Here is a 15,435-nt window from a genome sequence, read left to right on the forward strand (position 1 = left end):
TGATGATTCACGACGATTTGTGTAATACAAAAAGAAGTCTGAATATGACATATCCTAATCATTTAGCAGCCTAATAAAATATCCTTTAGTATTTCTGATTTATTACCATATGGTATAATTTTTCCAAATCCGATATTTAGTAAAACTTAATATATATGGATAAAGTTTTTTGTATTTAAGATGTATTTTTAGTTGAATGCATTGGAATTGGTCTGTTCAGTTCTTCTATAGTTATTGCTTTATATGCAGCATTTGTAGCCCAGACGATAAATTTTTCGTGCAGTAGATTATTATCATTCTCTAAGCGCTCAATTGTTCTTTCTAGCTTTTCAATTTTTTCTAAAGCTGTTTGTAGAGCATGATTACCAAAAGTATTTTTAGTACTTTTTTCAGGGTTGTTATCCCATCTCCTTTTTTCCCACTCCCTTTTGAATTTTGGGTGTCTTAATAAGGCAGCTTTCGTATACTTGTGACCTAGGTCTATTTCGAGCAGAGCTAGAAAGCGAGGCCAAGTCAGTTTTCCAGTCCAGCCGTCAAGTAGCAGTAGAGCAATATCGATTCTTTCATTCGTTAATCTTGGTGCAGTAGCCATAAATAATATTAATCCAAAAAATTTAAACCTTCGAATTTCGTTTTAAGTCTCTTACAGCAAATGCTAAGCCAACTTTAGTTTGATGATAGTCAGATGAGTCGGCTAGTGTGAACATTGTATTTATTGGAATCTTGTCATCCTCTAAGAATGCTTTGATTTTTTTCCAACGTTCTAATTTAGGTTCATTGACCTCAATCCATCTTCTTGCACCTATATGACCATCTCTTTCAGCCTCTTTTGCGTTATGTATCGCATTTTCTAGTATTTGAACTTGATAAACCGCTTCTTTTGTATGTTCTGAATTACCTTTCATAACGGAGAACTCACCACAATTTCCACAATCTTTATCTTTTGGGCAGGGTGTAAGCGAATAGTCGTGCCGACAAATACCATATTGAGTTAAATGGACTGAGCCTAACTCTATTTTTAAGGCCTGTTCATAGCTAATTGAGTTTATTTTAGAGACAGCCCTAGCTTTTTCTTCTAAATTTCCTATCTGATTAAGGCACTTTACCTCATTTTCAAGTGTGGTAAATGCTTCAATAATCGCTTCTTGAGATAAGTGATTGTAAACGTCATTTTGCGTAACACTTTTTCTTCCAGACCAAAATGCAATGAGTTCTTGAGATAGAGCTTTCGATTGTGCTAGGGTATTTAGTAAATGACGAAATTGATGAGTGGTAATATACATTTTTTTACCACTAGAAAATTGTTTTTTATTTCTAGTGAAAACTGTAATTCCTTGAGGATTGCTACCTAATTGTTTGTTTATTTGATTAATATCAATTGATATAGGTACATTTAGAAGTGTATCGGCATCAGGTTTTAGAATGTTTTTAGGTAAAACAAACAGTGATTCATGCCAATATTGCTTTGTTCTGCCATCAAATATTGGGAATGTTTGCGGTAATTTTGAAGTTATAAAACTCTCTAGTTCTTCAAACCTATAAATTGCTACCCAATGACTTGTTTTATAATACATACTTTCTTTATGTGTAGTTCTTCCTATTGGTTTAGAAAAGCCATATCTAAACGCATGGCTTCCTTTAATAGGATTTTCTTTTCCTAAAATCTGAGCTGCCTCCCATAGAGTTATTGGTTGATTTCTTAAATGTTCTAAATGAGCAGGGAGATATAGTTGGTCTGGATTTTTACTATACCATTGTGCTGCATCACGAGCAGACTTCCCAATTTTTTTTAAACTTTGAATAGCATCAGTAGCTAATTCCTCATACTCTTTATTTACAGCAAATTTAGTTAATGGGTCACCACCTTTTAAAGGAAGCCATTTTATCCCCATAATTTCTTGCTTATGTTCAGTCAATTTTACAATACAATCTACAGGTAGAGATAATATCTCTGTTCCTCGGCTAGGAGCGAACATTGCTAATACGGCAAAACAGGTAACGATCCTATCTGGAATATGGTTACTAGAGTAATGAATGTCAGCAAGTGCTAAAATTTCTTCCAAATGTGGGATTTTGGACTTGTTTCCTTCTATGTGTGATTTTTGTGTGCGGTCATTCCTTATAGGTGTTTTATAAGTAATAGTTGTGGTCCAATTATAAATTCTTGTATTTATTTGTTTTTTTAAAATTATATTATTTACGATCGACTCCAAATGTTTTGCTATATTCCATGGATCTTTATACTTAGAAAGTAAATATTTTTCGGCTATATCTAAAGTGTAGATATTAATTTCACTAACACATATTGAATTTTTTTGTTCTATTAATGCAAACTCTAAAGCCTGAATAGCATAAATAATTCGTTTGTATTCGCATAGCTTTTTTACTCGCATGATTTCGCAAAATACAGCTTTAGCGAAGTCAATCAAAGGTGCAGATATCGGGATGCTAACTGTATTTTTACATATTGGGTGTTCAGTTACTGAGCGAAAATATACTTTCTTTGATTTACTATTAATAATCTTAGTTTTTATAAAGTTTGTGATTTCCCAAATATTATCTTCCCATTCATTATCTGGAAATATAAAATTATTTTTATTTTTTGCAATGAATGCATCTAAGTTTTTATTTACGTCTATTTGCTGAGCTGATCTAAAGTCGATGACTGTAGTCATTAATCACTCCTTGATTCTATAAGAGTCATAATATCTTTGACTGCTTTAATAGCTTGTATATTGATTTCTCTAATCCTCAAAGATTGTTCTCTGGCTTGATCTTCAATTAGGTATTTCAATAGTTTATTCCAAGGTGCATCTATTAGTGGCTCAAAGTAAGGGCATGTCAAACACGCTATAGGAGCATTTTGATAGCATATAGCTTGTGTCCCACATGAACCAACGGTTTTTCCTGCTAATCGGAAGAAATCTACGATTGGAGAGTCCTGAAATTTTGCGTCATCTAAAGATGTGATTAACTTACCTTTAAATGCTTTTGCAAAGAAGTTCATTTCTTCATTTAAAGCATCTTGAATTGGTTTTTGTAGATCGGGTGATGTGTGCTGAGAAAACAGGAGGTTTTAACTTGGTAAACTATAGACACTCATCAGGAGTTTACCATGAGCAAGAAACAGAAGACTTACACCGCAGAATTTAAAGTTGAAGCAATAAAATTGATTGAAGCCAATCAAGGCAATGTATCGGAAACAGCCAGACAACTTGGCATTTCAATGCAAACTCTTTCAAATTGGAATAATAAAGCAAAGACTGGCACCTTAGCAGGCACTAAACAATATTCACCTGATCTAAATGCCTTACTCGAAGAAAATAAAAAGCTCAAACAACAGCTCAAAACAGCTGAAATGGAACGTGAATTTCTAAAAAAGGCAGCAGCGTACTTTGCGAAAGAAAGTCAGTAAGGTACGCCTATATGAAACAGCAAAGATATTTATTCCCGATTAGCTTTATGGCTAGATTACTTCACGTTTCAGTGTCACGATTTTATGATTGGCTAAAACGAGGCATGAATAAAAGATTGGTTCAGCGAAATCAACAGACAATTTTGGTCAAAATAGCTCATGAGGAAACTAAACAAAGCTATGGCTATATTCGATTAACTAAGCATTTACAAGCGCAAGGTATCAAAATCAGTACGTATGCTGTACGTCAAATAAAAAAGCTCAACCAGCTGTATTGTAAGCGTCATAAGCGTTTCAAAAGAACTACGAAGAGTGATCATAATCGAGCGATCTACGCAAATTTACTAGAGCAACAGTTTTCAATGACTAAGCCCAATCTTGCATGGTCAAGCGATATTACATACATTTGGACTGCTGAAGGTTGGTTATACTTGGCAGCAGTAAAAGACCTGTACACGAAACAAGTGGTTGGCTATAGCTTAAATGAGCGTATGACCGCACAACTTGTTTGCAATGCACTGACTATGGCGATTCGTAATCAAAAACCAACGAAAGGCTTAATTATTCATTCGGACAGAGGCAGCCAATATTGCAGCCATGAATATCGAAAGATACTGGAAAAATGTGATTTTCAAGGTTCAATGAGCAAACGTGGGGACTGTTACGATAATGCACCGATTGAAAGTTTCTGGGGCATACTCAAGAATGAATTAGTGCATCATTGCAACTATAAAACCAGAGATGAAGCTAAAGCAGATATTACAAAATACATTGTGTTATTTTATAATCAGCGAAGAATTCAAAAGAGTTTGGATTTTAAAACGCCAAATCAAATAGCAGAGAACTTTTATCGGTTAGCTGCCTAGCATATCCCAAGTGAAAGTCTCCTGCTAATTCAGCACATATCAGGGCATTGAAGCGCGATAGTACTTTATACAAGCTAGAGAACGATGAGTTAGGAGTCTTGCGACTTCTTGGTCTGAGGCGCCATTAGCTAATGCTCTTGTTGCTAGCGTATATCTGAATCGATAGGCATTTACAGGAATTTTTGATTCTAATCTTGAAGAATAGGTATCTAATTTATTAAAAATAGATTTAATCTTCATCGTAATTTGATTAGGGGTTAAATCAAAGAGAGATGAATCCTTATCTGAGTTTTGTACTGTCCTAATATATTCAATCAAACATTCGGCTAAAACTGTTGGAGCTTTTCTTAAAAAATAACCTTGCTCAATTGTGCCTTCACCCTTTGCTAAGGGAACTTTAATCATTACATCTTTATTAATAATATCTATATCTTTATTCTTTAAACGTGAAATTTGAACAGGACGCACACCTGTTGCGAGAAAAAACCAAGCAAGAGTATAGTCAAATAAGTTTAGTTCCATGTTACTGAAAGCAATGTTCAGGCTAGAATGTATATTTTCCAACTCTTGTAGAGTAAAAGCTCCTTTTTCAGGGTCATTAGCGATTAATTTGAAATAAGCAGGTTTCCTTTCCTCCCACTTCTCTGAATTCTCTAAAAAATCGGCTAAATCATTTGATACTAAGTTCTTAAAATTTTTACTAAGTTTTCTTAATAACGGTGTTATAAATGGGATATAGCTGATGTTTACCTTGGTTAAGGAATCTAAGCAGTCAAGTCCTAAAGTTGTAGCTAAACAAACATCACATTCAAACCATTTTTTTAAAGCTCTTGTAGTCGTTGCTGTATATGTAATTGAATGAATGGAAAGCATATCTATCACAAGATTCGATAATGCTCTATGTAGTATATTGTTATCATTAAAAATGTTAAAATGAAGAAGAAATGATAAACCATCATGATTGTTGATTTTAAAATTTTTGTAAAGAGGAACAGTTATTTCTCTTCCATCTAATAAAATAATTGTTCGTTTTTTCAGTGGTATGATTTCTTTAATTGTATTAGTTTGCATGTTTATTACTCTGGCTTCACAAGAATATTGTTTGCAAGTAACTCAGCAAGCTCATCTGCCTTTTCTCTGATCGATCGACGTGCATATCGGTTGCTCATTTCAGATATTGAACTCCATCCCATTATTCTATTCCGGATTTGTTTTTCTATTTCTTTGTCGGGTCTACGATCTTCTGGAATGCTATCTATCATTTCGCTAAAAATATCATTCCACGTTCTTCTCATTGTATGAGGAGTTAAAAAAGTCGTTATCTTGGAATGGCGTCTTAATGTTCTGAATGTAAGATTGATAGCATCATTTGATAAATGCTTACCTGTCTCTGTTGTAAATAGATACCCATGCTTTCTATGTTTGAAAGGAATTTTATTTAAATACTTTGTAAGATAATTATGAAAATATTCACAAGCCTTGGAGGAGCATTTAACCTCACGTTGAACTGTTTTTGAGACTCGTATATTAATAGTATGGAAAGTGTAATTAACATCTTCAATTTTTAGAAATCTTAATTCACTTCTTCGCATTCCTGTGCTTAACATAATTTCGTAAATTAATTGATTTCTATATTTTAAAAATTCATTTCGGAATGGGTTATCTGGATGATCGGGTTTAATAATTTCATCAAGAGTATTGCGTTCATTAGCTGAAAGCCCCTCTGGTGCATCTTGATCGCTTTTATTAGAAACTTTAGGTGCTAATGAATAAAAATAATTTAGTCGTTGCTCAATATCAAAAAATTTTTTTTTGTTTAAACGATATTTCGATCTTTGCAGTAGAAATTTAAAGTAGTTAAAAATGGTCTTAATTTGGAAGGCGCCTTCTTCAGCTGAAGTTGCACTTTTTGTTTCTGTTTTGGATGACTCGATGTAGATGATGTTTTCAATTTTTTTTGAAAGTTTTTTGGGATTTAAGGATTGTTGTTCATCTTTTTCGGAAGATATCTGATCTTGATGCTTTCGTTTTAATCTAAGGAAAAAAGCTAAATCTTGTAATTGTTCTATGGTTAGGAAATCAGCATATAAGATGCTTTCTTCTAAGGAAACTTTATTTAATGATGCCCAAGAATGTGCAATACCGATACATCTTAATACTTTTTCAATGGTACTAGCAGCCCGTCCTAAAGATCTATACTTTGTCATTGCATAAACATTTGGATAGAACAATGGAATTCTGTTCTCATCTATAAGTATCACCATTGGATGTTTATCGCTTGCAATAAACTTTTTGATACTTCGTTTTATCATATTTGTATACTTTTTTTAAATATCATCTCCCATAAGTTTATTAAATATAAAAATATACCCCCTGTAAAGTATTTAAATAAATAATCTACAAGGGGTTTTTTATGAAAAGTATACGTTTATTTAAGTATCAGCCCTACTGACAAGCCTCACAGTCTGGATTGTCGATTGAACATGCCATTGGTACAGGTGCTGCTGTAGTGAAACCATCTTCTTCAACTTGAGCTTCTGGTTTCTTCTCTTCAACCGCTTGAGCTGCAACGACAGGAGCCTCAACTGATGCTGGTTTAACTGCGTTCAATGCACCCGTATTGATTGTTGATTTCTCAGCAGAAGTCGCACCCAAAGCACGGAGGTAATAAGTCGTTTTAAGACCACGTAACCATGCCATCTTATAGGTAATGTCAAGTTTCTTACCGTTTGCACCAGCGATGTAAAGGTTCAGCGACTGTGCTTGATCAATCCATTTTTGACGACGTGATGCTGCATCAACGATCCAACGAGTTTCCACTTCAAAAGCTGTCGCGAAGATTGCTTTCAACTCCTCAGGAATACGTGCAATCTTTTGTACTGAACCTTCAAAGTGTTTCAGATCATTTACCATCACGGTATCCCATAGACCACGTTCTTTTAATGCACGAACAAGGTAAGGGTTGATCACTGTGAATTCACCAGACAGGTTAGATTTCACATACAAGTTTTGGAATGTTGGCTCAATCGACTGAGACACACCACAAATGTTTGAAATCGTTGCAGTCGGTGCAATCGCCATTACATTTGAGTTACGCATACCATCTTTTTGAACTTTGGCACGTAAGCTATCCCAATCCAAACGTTGAGTACGATCAACTTCGAACATACGTTCAGGACGTGATTTAGCAACTAACTCTAAAGAGTCGATTGGTAGGATGCCTTGATCCCACAATGAACCTTTAAATGTTGAGTAAGCACCACGCTCTAGCGCAAGATCGCTTGATGTTTGAATCGCGTAGTAACTGATCACTTCCATAGATTCATCAGCAAAATCAACTGCTGCATCTGAACCGTAAGCAATACCCATTTCATATAGTGCATCTTGGAAGCCCATGATACCCATACCGACAGGGCGGTGCTTTAAGTTCGAGTTTTTCGCTTGTGGTACAGCGTAGTAGTTGATGTCGATTACGTTATCGAGCATACGTACCGCAGTTTTAATCGTGCGAGCTAATTTCTCACGATCTAACACACCACCTTGAACGTGTTGTACAAGGTTAATCGAACCCAAGTTACAAACTGCGATTTCATCTTGGCTTGTGTTCAATGTAATTTCAGTACACAAGTTTGATGAGTGCACCACGCCAACGTGTTGTTGTGGTGAACGTAAGTTACATACGTCTTTGAAAGTGATCCACGGATGACCTGTTTCAAATAACATCGAAAGCATTTTGCGCCATAAGTCTTTGGCACGTACTTTCTTGTGTAGCATGTTTTGTTCTTTTGCTACTGCTTCGTAATGCGTATAACGTTCAGCAAACTCAGCACCTGTTAGATCGTGTAGATCAGGCGTTTCTGAAGGTGTAAATAATGTCCATTCAGCATCTTCAAATACACGTTGCATGAATAAATCAGGAACCCAGTTCGCTGTATTCATGTCGTGAGTACGACGACGATCATCACCTGTGTTTTTACGTAATTCTAGGAATTCTTCAACATCTAAGTGCCAAGTTTCTAAGTACGCACAAACTGCACCTTTACGCTTACCACCTTGGTTAACAGCAACTGCGGTATCATTCGCTACTTTAAGGAATGGAACAACACCTTGAGACTTACCATTTGTACCTTTGATATATGAGTTCAAAGCACGTACAGGTGTCCAGTCATTACCTAAACCACCAGCCCATTTAGAAAGCATTGCGTTGTCACGCATCGCACCATAAATGTCATATAGGTCATCACCAATTGTTGTTAAATAACAGCTTGATAGTTGTGGGCGTAATGTACCTGAGTTAAATAGCGTTGGCGTAGATGCCATGTAATCGAAGCTAGATAATAAGTTATAAAACTCGATTGCACGCTCTTCTTTATTTTCTTCATTGAGTGCGAGACCCATTGAAACACGCATAAAGAATAATTGTGGTAATTCAAAACGTACACCATTTGAATGAATGAAGTAACGATCGAATAAAGTTTGTAGACCTAGATAGGTAAATTGATTTGAGCGTTCAGGTTGAATCGCTGCTGATAATTTAGCAAGGTCAAAATTAAGAAGATCAGGAGATAAAAGATCAAGCTCGATACCTTTCTTTAAGAAAGGTTCTAAAGCATCATTCTCAGATGTATCCGTTGATAAACCTAAGAATTCTAATCCAGTGCCGACAAGCTCATTACATAACAAACGTGCAGTCACATAAGTATAGTTTGGCTCTTGTTCGATACGCGTACGAGTCGCCATCATCATCGTTGTTGCGATGTCACTTTCTTTTACGCCGTTATAAAGGTTTTTAACGGTTTCATCGACAATCGCTTGAACGTCAATTCCTTCCAAGCCTTCGCTTGCAGTTTCAATCGTTGCTGTAAGCGCACCTAAATCCAACGGTTGGAGCTGACCATTGTGATCGGTGATTTGCAATGTTGGATGGTGATTTGCACCTGTTTGCTGACGAGCAGTTGCACGTTGTTCACGATAAATCACATAAGCACGAGCAACTTTTTGCTCGCCTGTACGCATGAGTGCCAATTCAACTTGATCTTGAATTTCTTCGATGTGAATCGTACCGCCAGATGGTAAACGACGTTTAAACGTGTTCATTACCATTTCAGTAAGTTGAGAAATACGGTCATGGATGCGACTTGAGTCTGCTCCTTGTTGACCTTCAACAGCTAAAAATGCTTTCCCAATCGCAACAGAGATTTTCTCAGCATTAAAAGTCGCAATTTCGCCAGTGCGCTTAATAACCTGAAGTTGGCCAGGAGTAGAAGTGATGATGCTCATGTCAGCATAGCTCCATTATCATCTATTTTTATGTTCATGGACCGTTTGAATCGAGCAAAAAGTATGCCACGATGTTTGAGGGATAAACACAATACTTAGTGGTTAAAGTTTATTTTCAACACAAGATACGGGATTTTTAACAGCAGATCAATCCTTGACATTTTAGTAAATTTTTTTTCATGTCTTAACTGCTGAATTCACAGGCACATAGCATAACAAAGCCGTCTAAAAAGGCTTATAGATAACTCTGTGGATAACTCAAAAAACAAACACTTAAATCAGTATCGATCAGTTAAGAAACAAATTGTTTAACACTGGTACAAAATCTATACTCAAAATTCATCCTGTTCTTAAACTGAGCTGAAAATAGAAAAACATATTAAAATTCATAATTTTAATAAAAATATAACAAAACTATATTGCCGTGTATCAGTTTGGTGAACGACTACTTGTTTACAATGTAAACGTGTGTATATTGCAAAACATAAACCAATGTATCTGTCAGATTTTTAAAGATAGATTCTCTCTGATTGTAGGGGCAAACATATGAGCCAAGAAGAAAAGTTACCGAAGATTTTGATTGTTGAAGATGACGAACGATTAGCGCGTTTAACACAAGAGTATTTAATCCGTAATGGGTTAGAAGTTGGTGTTGAAACAGATGGTAACCGCGCCATTCGTCGTATTATTAGCGAACAACCAGATTTAGTTGTACTTGATGTGATGTTACCAGGCGCAGATGGCTTAACAGTTTGTCGTGAAGTTCGCCCACATTACCATCAACCGATCTTGATGTTGACAGCGCGTACTGAAGATATGGATCAGGTACTTGGTTTAGAAATGGGTGCGGACGATTATGTCGCTAAACCTGTACAGCCACGTGTGTTGTTGGCTCGTATTCGCGCACTTTTACGTCGTACTGACAAAACAGTAGAAGATGAAGTTGCTCAACGTATCGAATTCGATGATCTTGTGATTGATAATGGTGGTCGCTCAGTCACTTTAAATGGCGAATTAGTAGACTTCACTAGCGCTGAATATGACTTATTATGGTTATTAGCATCTAATGCAGGGCGCATTTTATCGCGTGAAGACATCTTTGAGCGCTTACGTGGTATTGAATACGATGGACAAGATCGTTCGATCGATGTGCGTATTTCACGTATTCGTCCAAAAATCGGTGATGATCCAGAAAACCCTAAACGTATTAAAACAGTACGTAGTAAAGGTTATTTATTTGTAAAAGAAACCAACGGGGTCTAAATCCTCCGAATCCCTCTTTTTCACGAAAGGGGGATGACTCCCTTGAAAAAAGGGACTTGTGCAGTTTACTGCTCAGGAGGGACTTTAATTAGTTTGGAATTATTGACCTTATGGTAAGTCGAGTACTCAAAAACAGCATATTCTTGCGTATCTATGCTGGTTTGGTCGTTTTAGTGGTTGTGGTTGCCGCATTTTGTTATTTGCTGGTTCAAATCATTAACTACCAACGTGCGCAAGAATATCGTGAATCACTTACGGATGGGATTTCATTCGTAATTAGTGAAGGGGTATCTCGCCAGCCTGCCAAGCAGCAAAAGCTAGATTGGATTTCTGATGCTTCTGATTTGTTAGAGCTTCCAATTTATTATGTTGATGCTGCGCGTGTTGAATTATCTCGAACTGAAAAAAGACGAATTTCTGAGCAAAAGTCTGTTGTGCGCTACGATGCAAACAACGGGGTTGGTTATATTATTATTGGTCTAAAAGATGACCCGAAGCATTTTATCTATATTAAAGTAGATAAAATTGGCGAACGTCAGATGAAGGCGTTGCCTATATTTGTCTTGGATTATTTAATTTTCTATCCGGGACAAGAGCGTGAATATTTAGAAAAAATTAAAAAGCACTTCTATTATCCGATTGATATTTTAGATATTCGTGAGATTAATCTCGATTCAGAGCAAATTGGTCGTTTACGCCAAGATCAAAGTGTCCTGTTGTATAAGGATAGTGCGACTGTTCGAGGCACAACCATTTCGATTGTTTCACCGATGCCGAATCATCCAGCACAAGTTTTGGTCTTAGGTCCAGTCCCAATGTTCAATTGGATGCCATTCCAGCTTGCAGCAGGGATTACTCTATTTAGCTTATTCTTGTTGAGTTTAGGCGTATATGGATTGATTTTACCTTTAGAAAGAAAGATTCGTCAGGTTCGTCATGCCTTAAACAAAATGAAATCTGGTGATCTGTCATTGCGTGTCCCGATCGAGGGAAGCGATGAAATGGCAAACTTGGCATCCAGCTATAACAATATGTCCGATCATATTCAGCGTTTAATCGAGGCACAACGTGAGTTGATGCGTGCGGTTTCTCATGAGTTGCGCACACCTGTTGCTCGTATACGCTTTGGGATGGAAATGCTTGCCGAAGAAGATGATTATAATTATCGGATTCAGCAAGTGGATATGATTGATAAAGACATTGAAGCGCTGAATACCTTGATTGATGAGATTATGACTTATGCCAAATTGGAGCAGGGTACACCATCATTAGATTTTGAAGATGTCGTGCTAGTTGAAGTGTTGGATCAAGTGGCGATGGAAACAGAAGCACTGAAAACACAAAAAGAGATCGAACTCATTGCACCTCCTTTAGCGCTTCGTGTCGATGCTGAAAGACGCTATTTACATCGAGTCGTACAAAATCTTGTGGGGAATGCGGTTCGCTATTGTGACAATAAAGTGCGAATTAGTGGTGGTGTTCGTGCAGATGGTAAAGCTTATGTCTGCGTCGAAGATGATGGTCCTGGTATTCCAGAGCAAGAGCGATCACGTATTTTCGAAGCTTTTGCACGCTTAGATGATAGTCGTACTCGTGCCTCAGGTGGTTATGGATTGGGGTTGTCAATTGTAAGCCGTATCGCATATTGGTTTGGTGGTGATATACAAGTCGATCAAAGCCCAAATCTCGGTGGGGCGCGTTTTATCATGACATGGCCAGCAAAACGTTATAAACAGCCTGCAAAAAAATAAACCTCAGATATCTGAGGTTTCTCTTTGTCACAATTAATTATTCTTGCACAGAAGCATCTGGTTCGATAAGTGGATACCCCGATTTTAAACGCTGTAATGCATCTGCATTAAAATCAATCAATAGAGAGTTATTTTTTACATCAATCTTATAGTTTCGAATGAGTGGTTTATCTCCATCAAGTGTTTCGACTTTATATGTATCTGCAATATTTAGAATACCTTCTAGATTTGTAGTGGTCGCAGCAAAATCCTCTCTAAAAACTTCATAAATATCTCTTAGGTCAAAAATCGCATTGTCTGCGTCAGGATGTTTTTGAATATAAGTTTCGATATGACGCATTAAGAGTTGTGAGAAAAAGAAATAGTCTGTGTCATGTGTGTATTCTAGCTGCATATTTTTCTCCTTGTTTTATAACTCTAGAATACCGATGAATGAAGACAAGAGTGTATAAACTTAATTAAAGCATGTAGCTGAATTGAAACATATTATGTCGACATCACAACTTGGTTTCGTCCTTGATGTTTGGCTTGATACAACGCATCGTCAGCTTGTTTAAATAGTGCATCAATAGACTGTTGATTTTCAGGAGTACACAAACAGATTCCAATGCTGACTTGTATGTAAAACTGCTGCTGATCATTGAGTGGAATAGGCATCTTACTGATGTTTAAACGTATATTTTCAGCATATTGAAAAGCTGTATCAGGGTCGATATCACTCATAAAAATTGCGAATTCTTCACCACCTAAACGTCCAAGTAAATCATTTGGTCTGAGTAATGAATGAATCACCTGTACACAATATTTCAGTGCTTTGTCTCCCATTTGATGACCATAGGTATCATTCACTTTTTTAAAGTGGTCGAGATCGAGCATCAAAAATGCAGTGGTTTGTTGTGCTTTTTGAGCTTGAGCATGTAGGAGTTGTACTGACTGGAGGAATTGCCGTCGAGTTAAACTAGAGGTGAGTTCATCATGTGCAATGATGTGTTGTAATTCTTGAATGAGCTTTGACCTTACCATATTGATATTGGACACAGTAAGAGGTGCAATCGTCATCATAATCAAGCCAAATCGAATAGAGATGGTATTGTTTAAATATTCATGTGGATAGAGTTGTAAATAATTTTCTGAAACATGATCAATGATAAAAGCACAGGTTATCGAAGTAATGATTGCAACAGAAAAATGTCGATAAGCAAGCGCACACCAAATCAAGGGTGCAATTGGGTAAAGTAGCGAACCTGGTCCTGTATCGTAATATGCAATCACAATTGAAATAAGAACTGCAAATAACGGAAAACTCTGTTGAACAGTTTGAGTTTTAAATTCTATAAATTGTTGTTTTAACTCTTTAAAGTTTGGTGCACTAAGTAGTGCAGGAAGAAGTAAGAGGGCATTTTGGATTTCAGCCGTAAACCAATAGCCAAAATCGATCCAAAACGTACCCAAAGCAAATTTAGTATTAAAATAGGGGAGTGAAATCGCTGCGAATAATGAACTAGATAAAGCCCCAATACAGCAAAAGCTAAATAAAAAGAGATAAAAGTAACCTTGATGTAATGAGCGAATGTAATTCCGAAATCTAATATAGAGCGCTAATGTGGTGATGACATAGAGTAAATTGGCTGAGGTTAAACATACATTCAGCAAAAAAGGGGTATCTTGCATTGAATCTGCAATTAAATATCCTGCTATAGCGCCAATAAAACTGATGGGGTGGCGTGTTTTAGGGAAGCGAATCAGGATACCTAAAAGAACGGAGTTAGCTGGCCAAAATGAAGCTAAAAATGTAAGTTGGCGTGTTGCGATGCCAAGTAAACAGCAGAACAAGATAACTGCACTGAACAATAGAAATAATTGGGAAAGCGAAAGAGATTTTGATGCGACTTTAAGTGAGGGCATTCTAACGCTGTTCCTGATGGCTTTTGAGTGGCGCTATTATATAAATTTTGTTTAAAATTTCACCATAAATTTATGCTTATGCAATCATTTGGTTCATGTTGTTATATTTTTGCGCATGGCTTGTAAAAGAAGAATGTTTTTGGCGCATAAATATAGAAAAAAATGATTAATAACTTATACGTGATTTGATTAATCGATTTTTGAGGGTGAATTAACACTGATCTTATATATATCAGTAAATTTATGAACAAAATCATCCAAAAGACTAAAGCGCTTCAACTAGCATGAGAAATTAGAAATCAGGTACAATTGGCGGGATTAATTTTGTGTTTGGTGTATTTGAAGGCCAATACATACATTCTTTGTTAAAAATAGGCCTGCCAGGAGTTATCCCCGCATGAGTGCCATTACTCCATACGATTGGGCGATTATCGCTTTCGTGATCGGCGTTACATTTCTTTGCGTTTTTATGCTGACAGTCCCTTTACTCCTTGGGGGTAAAGCATGGGGGCGTGCCAAGCAAGAGCAGTTTGAATCAGGCGTAGTAGGTGCGGGCGGTGCTCGTATTCGCTTGTCAGCCAAATTCTATCTCGTTGCCATTTTCTTTGTTGTTTTTGATCTTGAAGCTCTCTATCTCTACGCGTGGTCTACATCTGTGCGTGAAGTAGGGTGGTTTGGATTTACCACGGTTGTGATTTTTGTGGTTGATCTCTTGATTGCCTTGATTTATGCCATTTCTGTTGGTGCGTTGAACTGGGCGCCAGTAGATCGTCGTAAATCTGCAGGTGTAGCAATGAAAATTGGTTCGCCAAATATGAATATTGCTGAGATCACTCGATTCAATAACATTGAAGAATTGGTTGTCGATCCTACAGGTCATATTCCAGCACAGTCTTCTGGTCGTGTTAAATCTAAAACACCGACTACATCATCATTTAAACAGGAGTAAGTCGGG

The 15,435-nt window shown here is 36.7% G+C and carries 12 protein-coding genes; 4 read left to right on the plus strand and 8 right to left on the minus strand.

From position 1 onward, the window contains the following. Positions 1-175: 175 nt before the first annotated feature. From IRT38_RS06650 to IRT38_RS06660, 3 genes are read right to left on the minus strand one after another with little or no spacing between them, the layout of a single operon-like run. Positions 176-592 carry a hypothetical protein gene (locus IRT38_RS06650; RefSeq protein WP_151973488.1) on the minus strand — a complete coding sequence of 139 codons (417 nt, stop codon included), beginning with the start codon at positions 590-592 and terminating at the stop codon, positions 176-178. 22 nt (positions 593-614) lie between these two features. Beyond that, complete coding sequence (locus IRT38_RS06655) at positions 615-2,675, minus strand: hypothetical protein (RefSeq protein ID WP_194597269.1); 2,061 nt, start codon at positions 2,673-2,675, stop codon at positions 615-617. Then, positions 2,675-3,007, minus strand: coding sequence for a hypothetical protein (locus IRT38_RS06660; RefSeq protein WP_227592150.1), 333 nt, complete (start codon positions 3,005-3,007; stop codon positions 2,675-2,677). Before IRT38_RS06660 ends, IRT38_RS06655 begins: the two co-directional genes overlap by 1 nt. Positions 3,008-3,115: 108 nt before the next feature. Between IRT38_RS06660 and IRT38_RS06665 the strand changes: the two genes are divergently transcribed. After that, positions 3,116-4,281 (plus strand): IS3-like element ISAba21 family transposase gene (locus IRT38_RS06665; protein ID WP_085947552.1). Its coding sequence is split into 2 segments (ribosomal slippage): positions 3,116-3,374 and positions 3,374-4,281, totalling 1,167 coding nucleotides; the frame shifts between segments, so codons are not numbered across the junction. Between the two features lie 39 nt (positions 4,282-4,320). Here IRT38_RS06665 and IRT38_RS06670 read toward each other — a convergent pair. From IRT38_RS06670 to IRT38_RS06680, 3 genes are all read right to left on the minus strand, one after another. Then, entirely contained in the window at positions 4,321-5,352 is a 1,032-nt protein-coding gene (locus tag IRT38_RS06670) for a site-specific integrase (RefSeq protein ID WP_194597270.1), read from the minus strand. Positions 5,353-5,357: 5 nt separating this feature from the next. Then, a complete protein-coding gene (locus IRT38_RS06675; RefSeq protein WP_151973484.1) occupies positions 5,358-6,593 on the minus strand; it encodes a tyrosine-type recombinase/integrase in 1,236 nt (411 codons plus the stop codon). Between the two features lie 133 nt (positions 6,594-6,726). Next, the gene (locus IRT38_RS06680) at positions 6,727-9,561 is read right to left on the minus strand and encodes a ribonucleoside-diphosphate reductase subunit alpha (protein ID WP_004952437.1); all 2,835 of its coding nucleotides are present in this window, start codon (positions 9,559-9,561) and stop codon (positions 6,727-6,729) included. Between the two features lie 546 nt (positions 9,562-10,107). On the opposite strand from IRT38_RS06680, the gene bfmR reads away from it, so the two are divergent. Then, a complete protein-coding gene (bfmR, locus tag IRT38_RS06685) occupies positions 10,108-10,824 on the plus strand; it encodes a response regulator transcription factor BfmR (RefSeq protein WP_004914319.1) in 717 nt (238 codons plus the stop codon). Between the two features lie 110 nt (positions 10,825-10,934). Beyond that, positions 10,935-12,575, plus strand: a complete 1,641-nt coding sequence (bfmS, locus tag IRT38_RS06690) for a sensor histidine kinase BfmS (RefSeq protein ID WP_004952440.1) — start codon at positions 10,935-10,937, stop codon at positions 12,573-12,575. 37 nt (positions 12,576-12,612) lie between these two features. Here bfmS and IRT38_RS06695 read toward each other — a convergent pair whose 3' ends face one another. Both IRT38_RS06695 and IRT38_RS06700 read right to left on the minus strand, forming a co-directional pair. Further along, positions 12,613-12,969: a hypothetical protein gene (locus tag IRT38_RS06695; RefSeq protein WP_004914312.1), complete on the minus strand. Its 357-nt coding sequence runs from the start codon at positions 12,967-12,969 to the stop codon at positions 12,613-12,615. A 92-nt stretch (positions 12,970-13,061) separates the two neighbouring features. Next, entirely contained in the window at positions 13,062-14,480 is a 1,419-nt protein-coding gene (locus IRT38_RS06700) for a GGDEF domain-containing protein (protein WP_151958654.1), read from the minus strand. 397 nt (positions 14,481-14,877) lie between these two features. On the opposite strand from IRT38_RS06700, the gene ndhC reads away from it, so the two are divergent. Then, on the plus strand, positions 14,878-15,429 hold the full coding sequence (gene ndhC / locus IRT38_RS06705; RefSeq protein WP_004914305.1) for an NADH-quinone oxidoreductase subunit A: 552 nt from the start codon (positions 14,878-14,880) through the stop codon (positions 15,427-15,429). Positions 15,430-15,435 lie beyond the last annotated feature (6 nt).

The sequence above is a fragment of the Acinetobacter sp. SK-43 genome (genome assembly GCF_015351505.1).
GTDB lineage: Bacteria > Pseudomonadota > Gammaproteobacteria > Pseudomonadales > Moraxellaceae > Acinetobacter > Acinetobacter junii.

Excerpts from the sequence above, each read along its gene's own strand:
- IRT38_RS06650 (WP_151973488.1), bottom strand. The coding sequence starts at position 592 with ATGGCTACTGCACCAAGATTAACGAATGAAAGAATCGATATTGCTCTA.
- IRT38_RS06655 (WP_194597269.1), bottom strand. The coding sequence starts at position 2,675 with ATGACTACAGTCATCGACTTTAGATCAGCTCAGCAAATAGACGTAAAT.
- IRT38_RS06660 (WP_227592150.1), bottom strand. The coding sequence starts at position 3,007 with ATGAACTTCTTTGCAAAAGCATTTAAAGGTAAGTTAATCACATCTTTA.
- IRT38_RS06670 (WP_194597270.1), bottom strand. The coding sequence starts at position 5,352 with ATGCAAACTAATACAATTAAAGAAATCATACCACTGAAAAAACGAACA.
- IRT38_RS06675 (WP_151973484.1), bottom strand. The coding sequence starts at position 6,593 with ATGATAAAACGAAGTATCAAAAAGTTTATTGCAAGCGATAAACATCCA.
- IRT38_RS06680 (WP_004952437.1), bottom strand. The coding sequence starts at position 9,561 with ATGAGCATCATCACTTCTACTCCTGGCCAACTTCAGGTTATTAAGCGC.
- bfmR (WP_004914319.1), top strand. The coding sequence starts at position 10,108 with ATGAGCCAAGAAGAAAAGTTACCGAAGATTTTGATTGTTGAAGATGAC.
- bfmS (WP_004952440.1), top strand. The coding sequence starts at position 10,935 with ATGGTAAGTCGAGTACTCAAAAACAGCATATTCTTGCGTATCTATGCT.
- IRT38_RS06695 (WP_004914312.1), bottom strand. The coding sequence starts at position 12,969 with ATGCAGCTAGAATACACACATGACACAGACTATTTCTTTTTCTCACAA.
- IRT38_RS06700 (WP_151958654.1), bottom strand. The coding sequence starts at position 14,480 with ATGCCCTCACTTAAAGTCGCATCAAAATCTCTTTCGCTTTCCCAATTA.
- ndhC (WP_004914305.1), top strand. The coding sequence starts at position 14,878 with ATGAGTGCCATTACTCCATACGATTGGGCGATTATCGCTTTCGTGATC.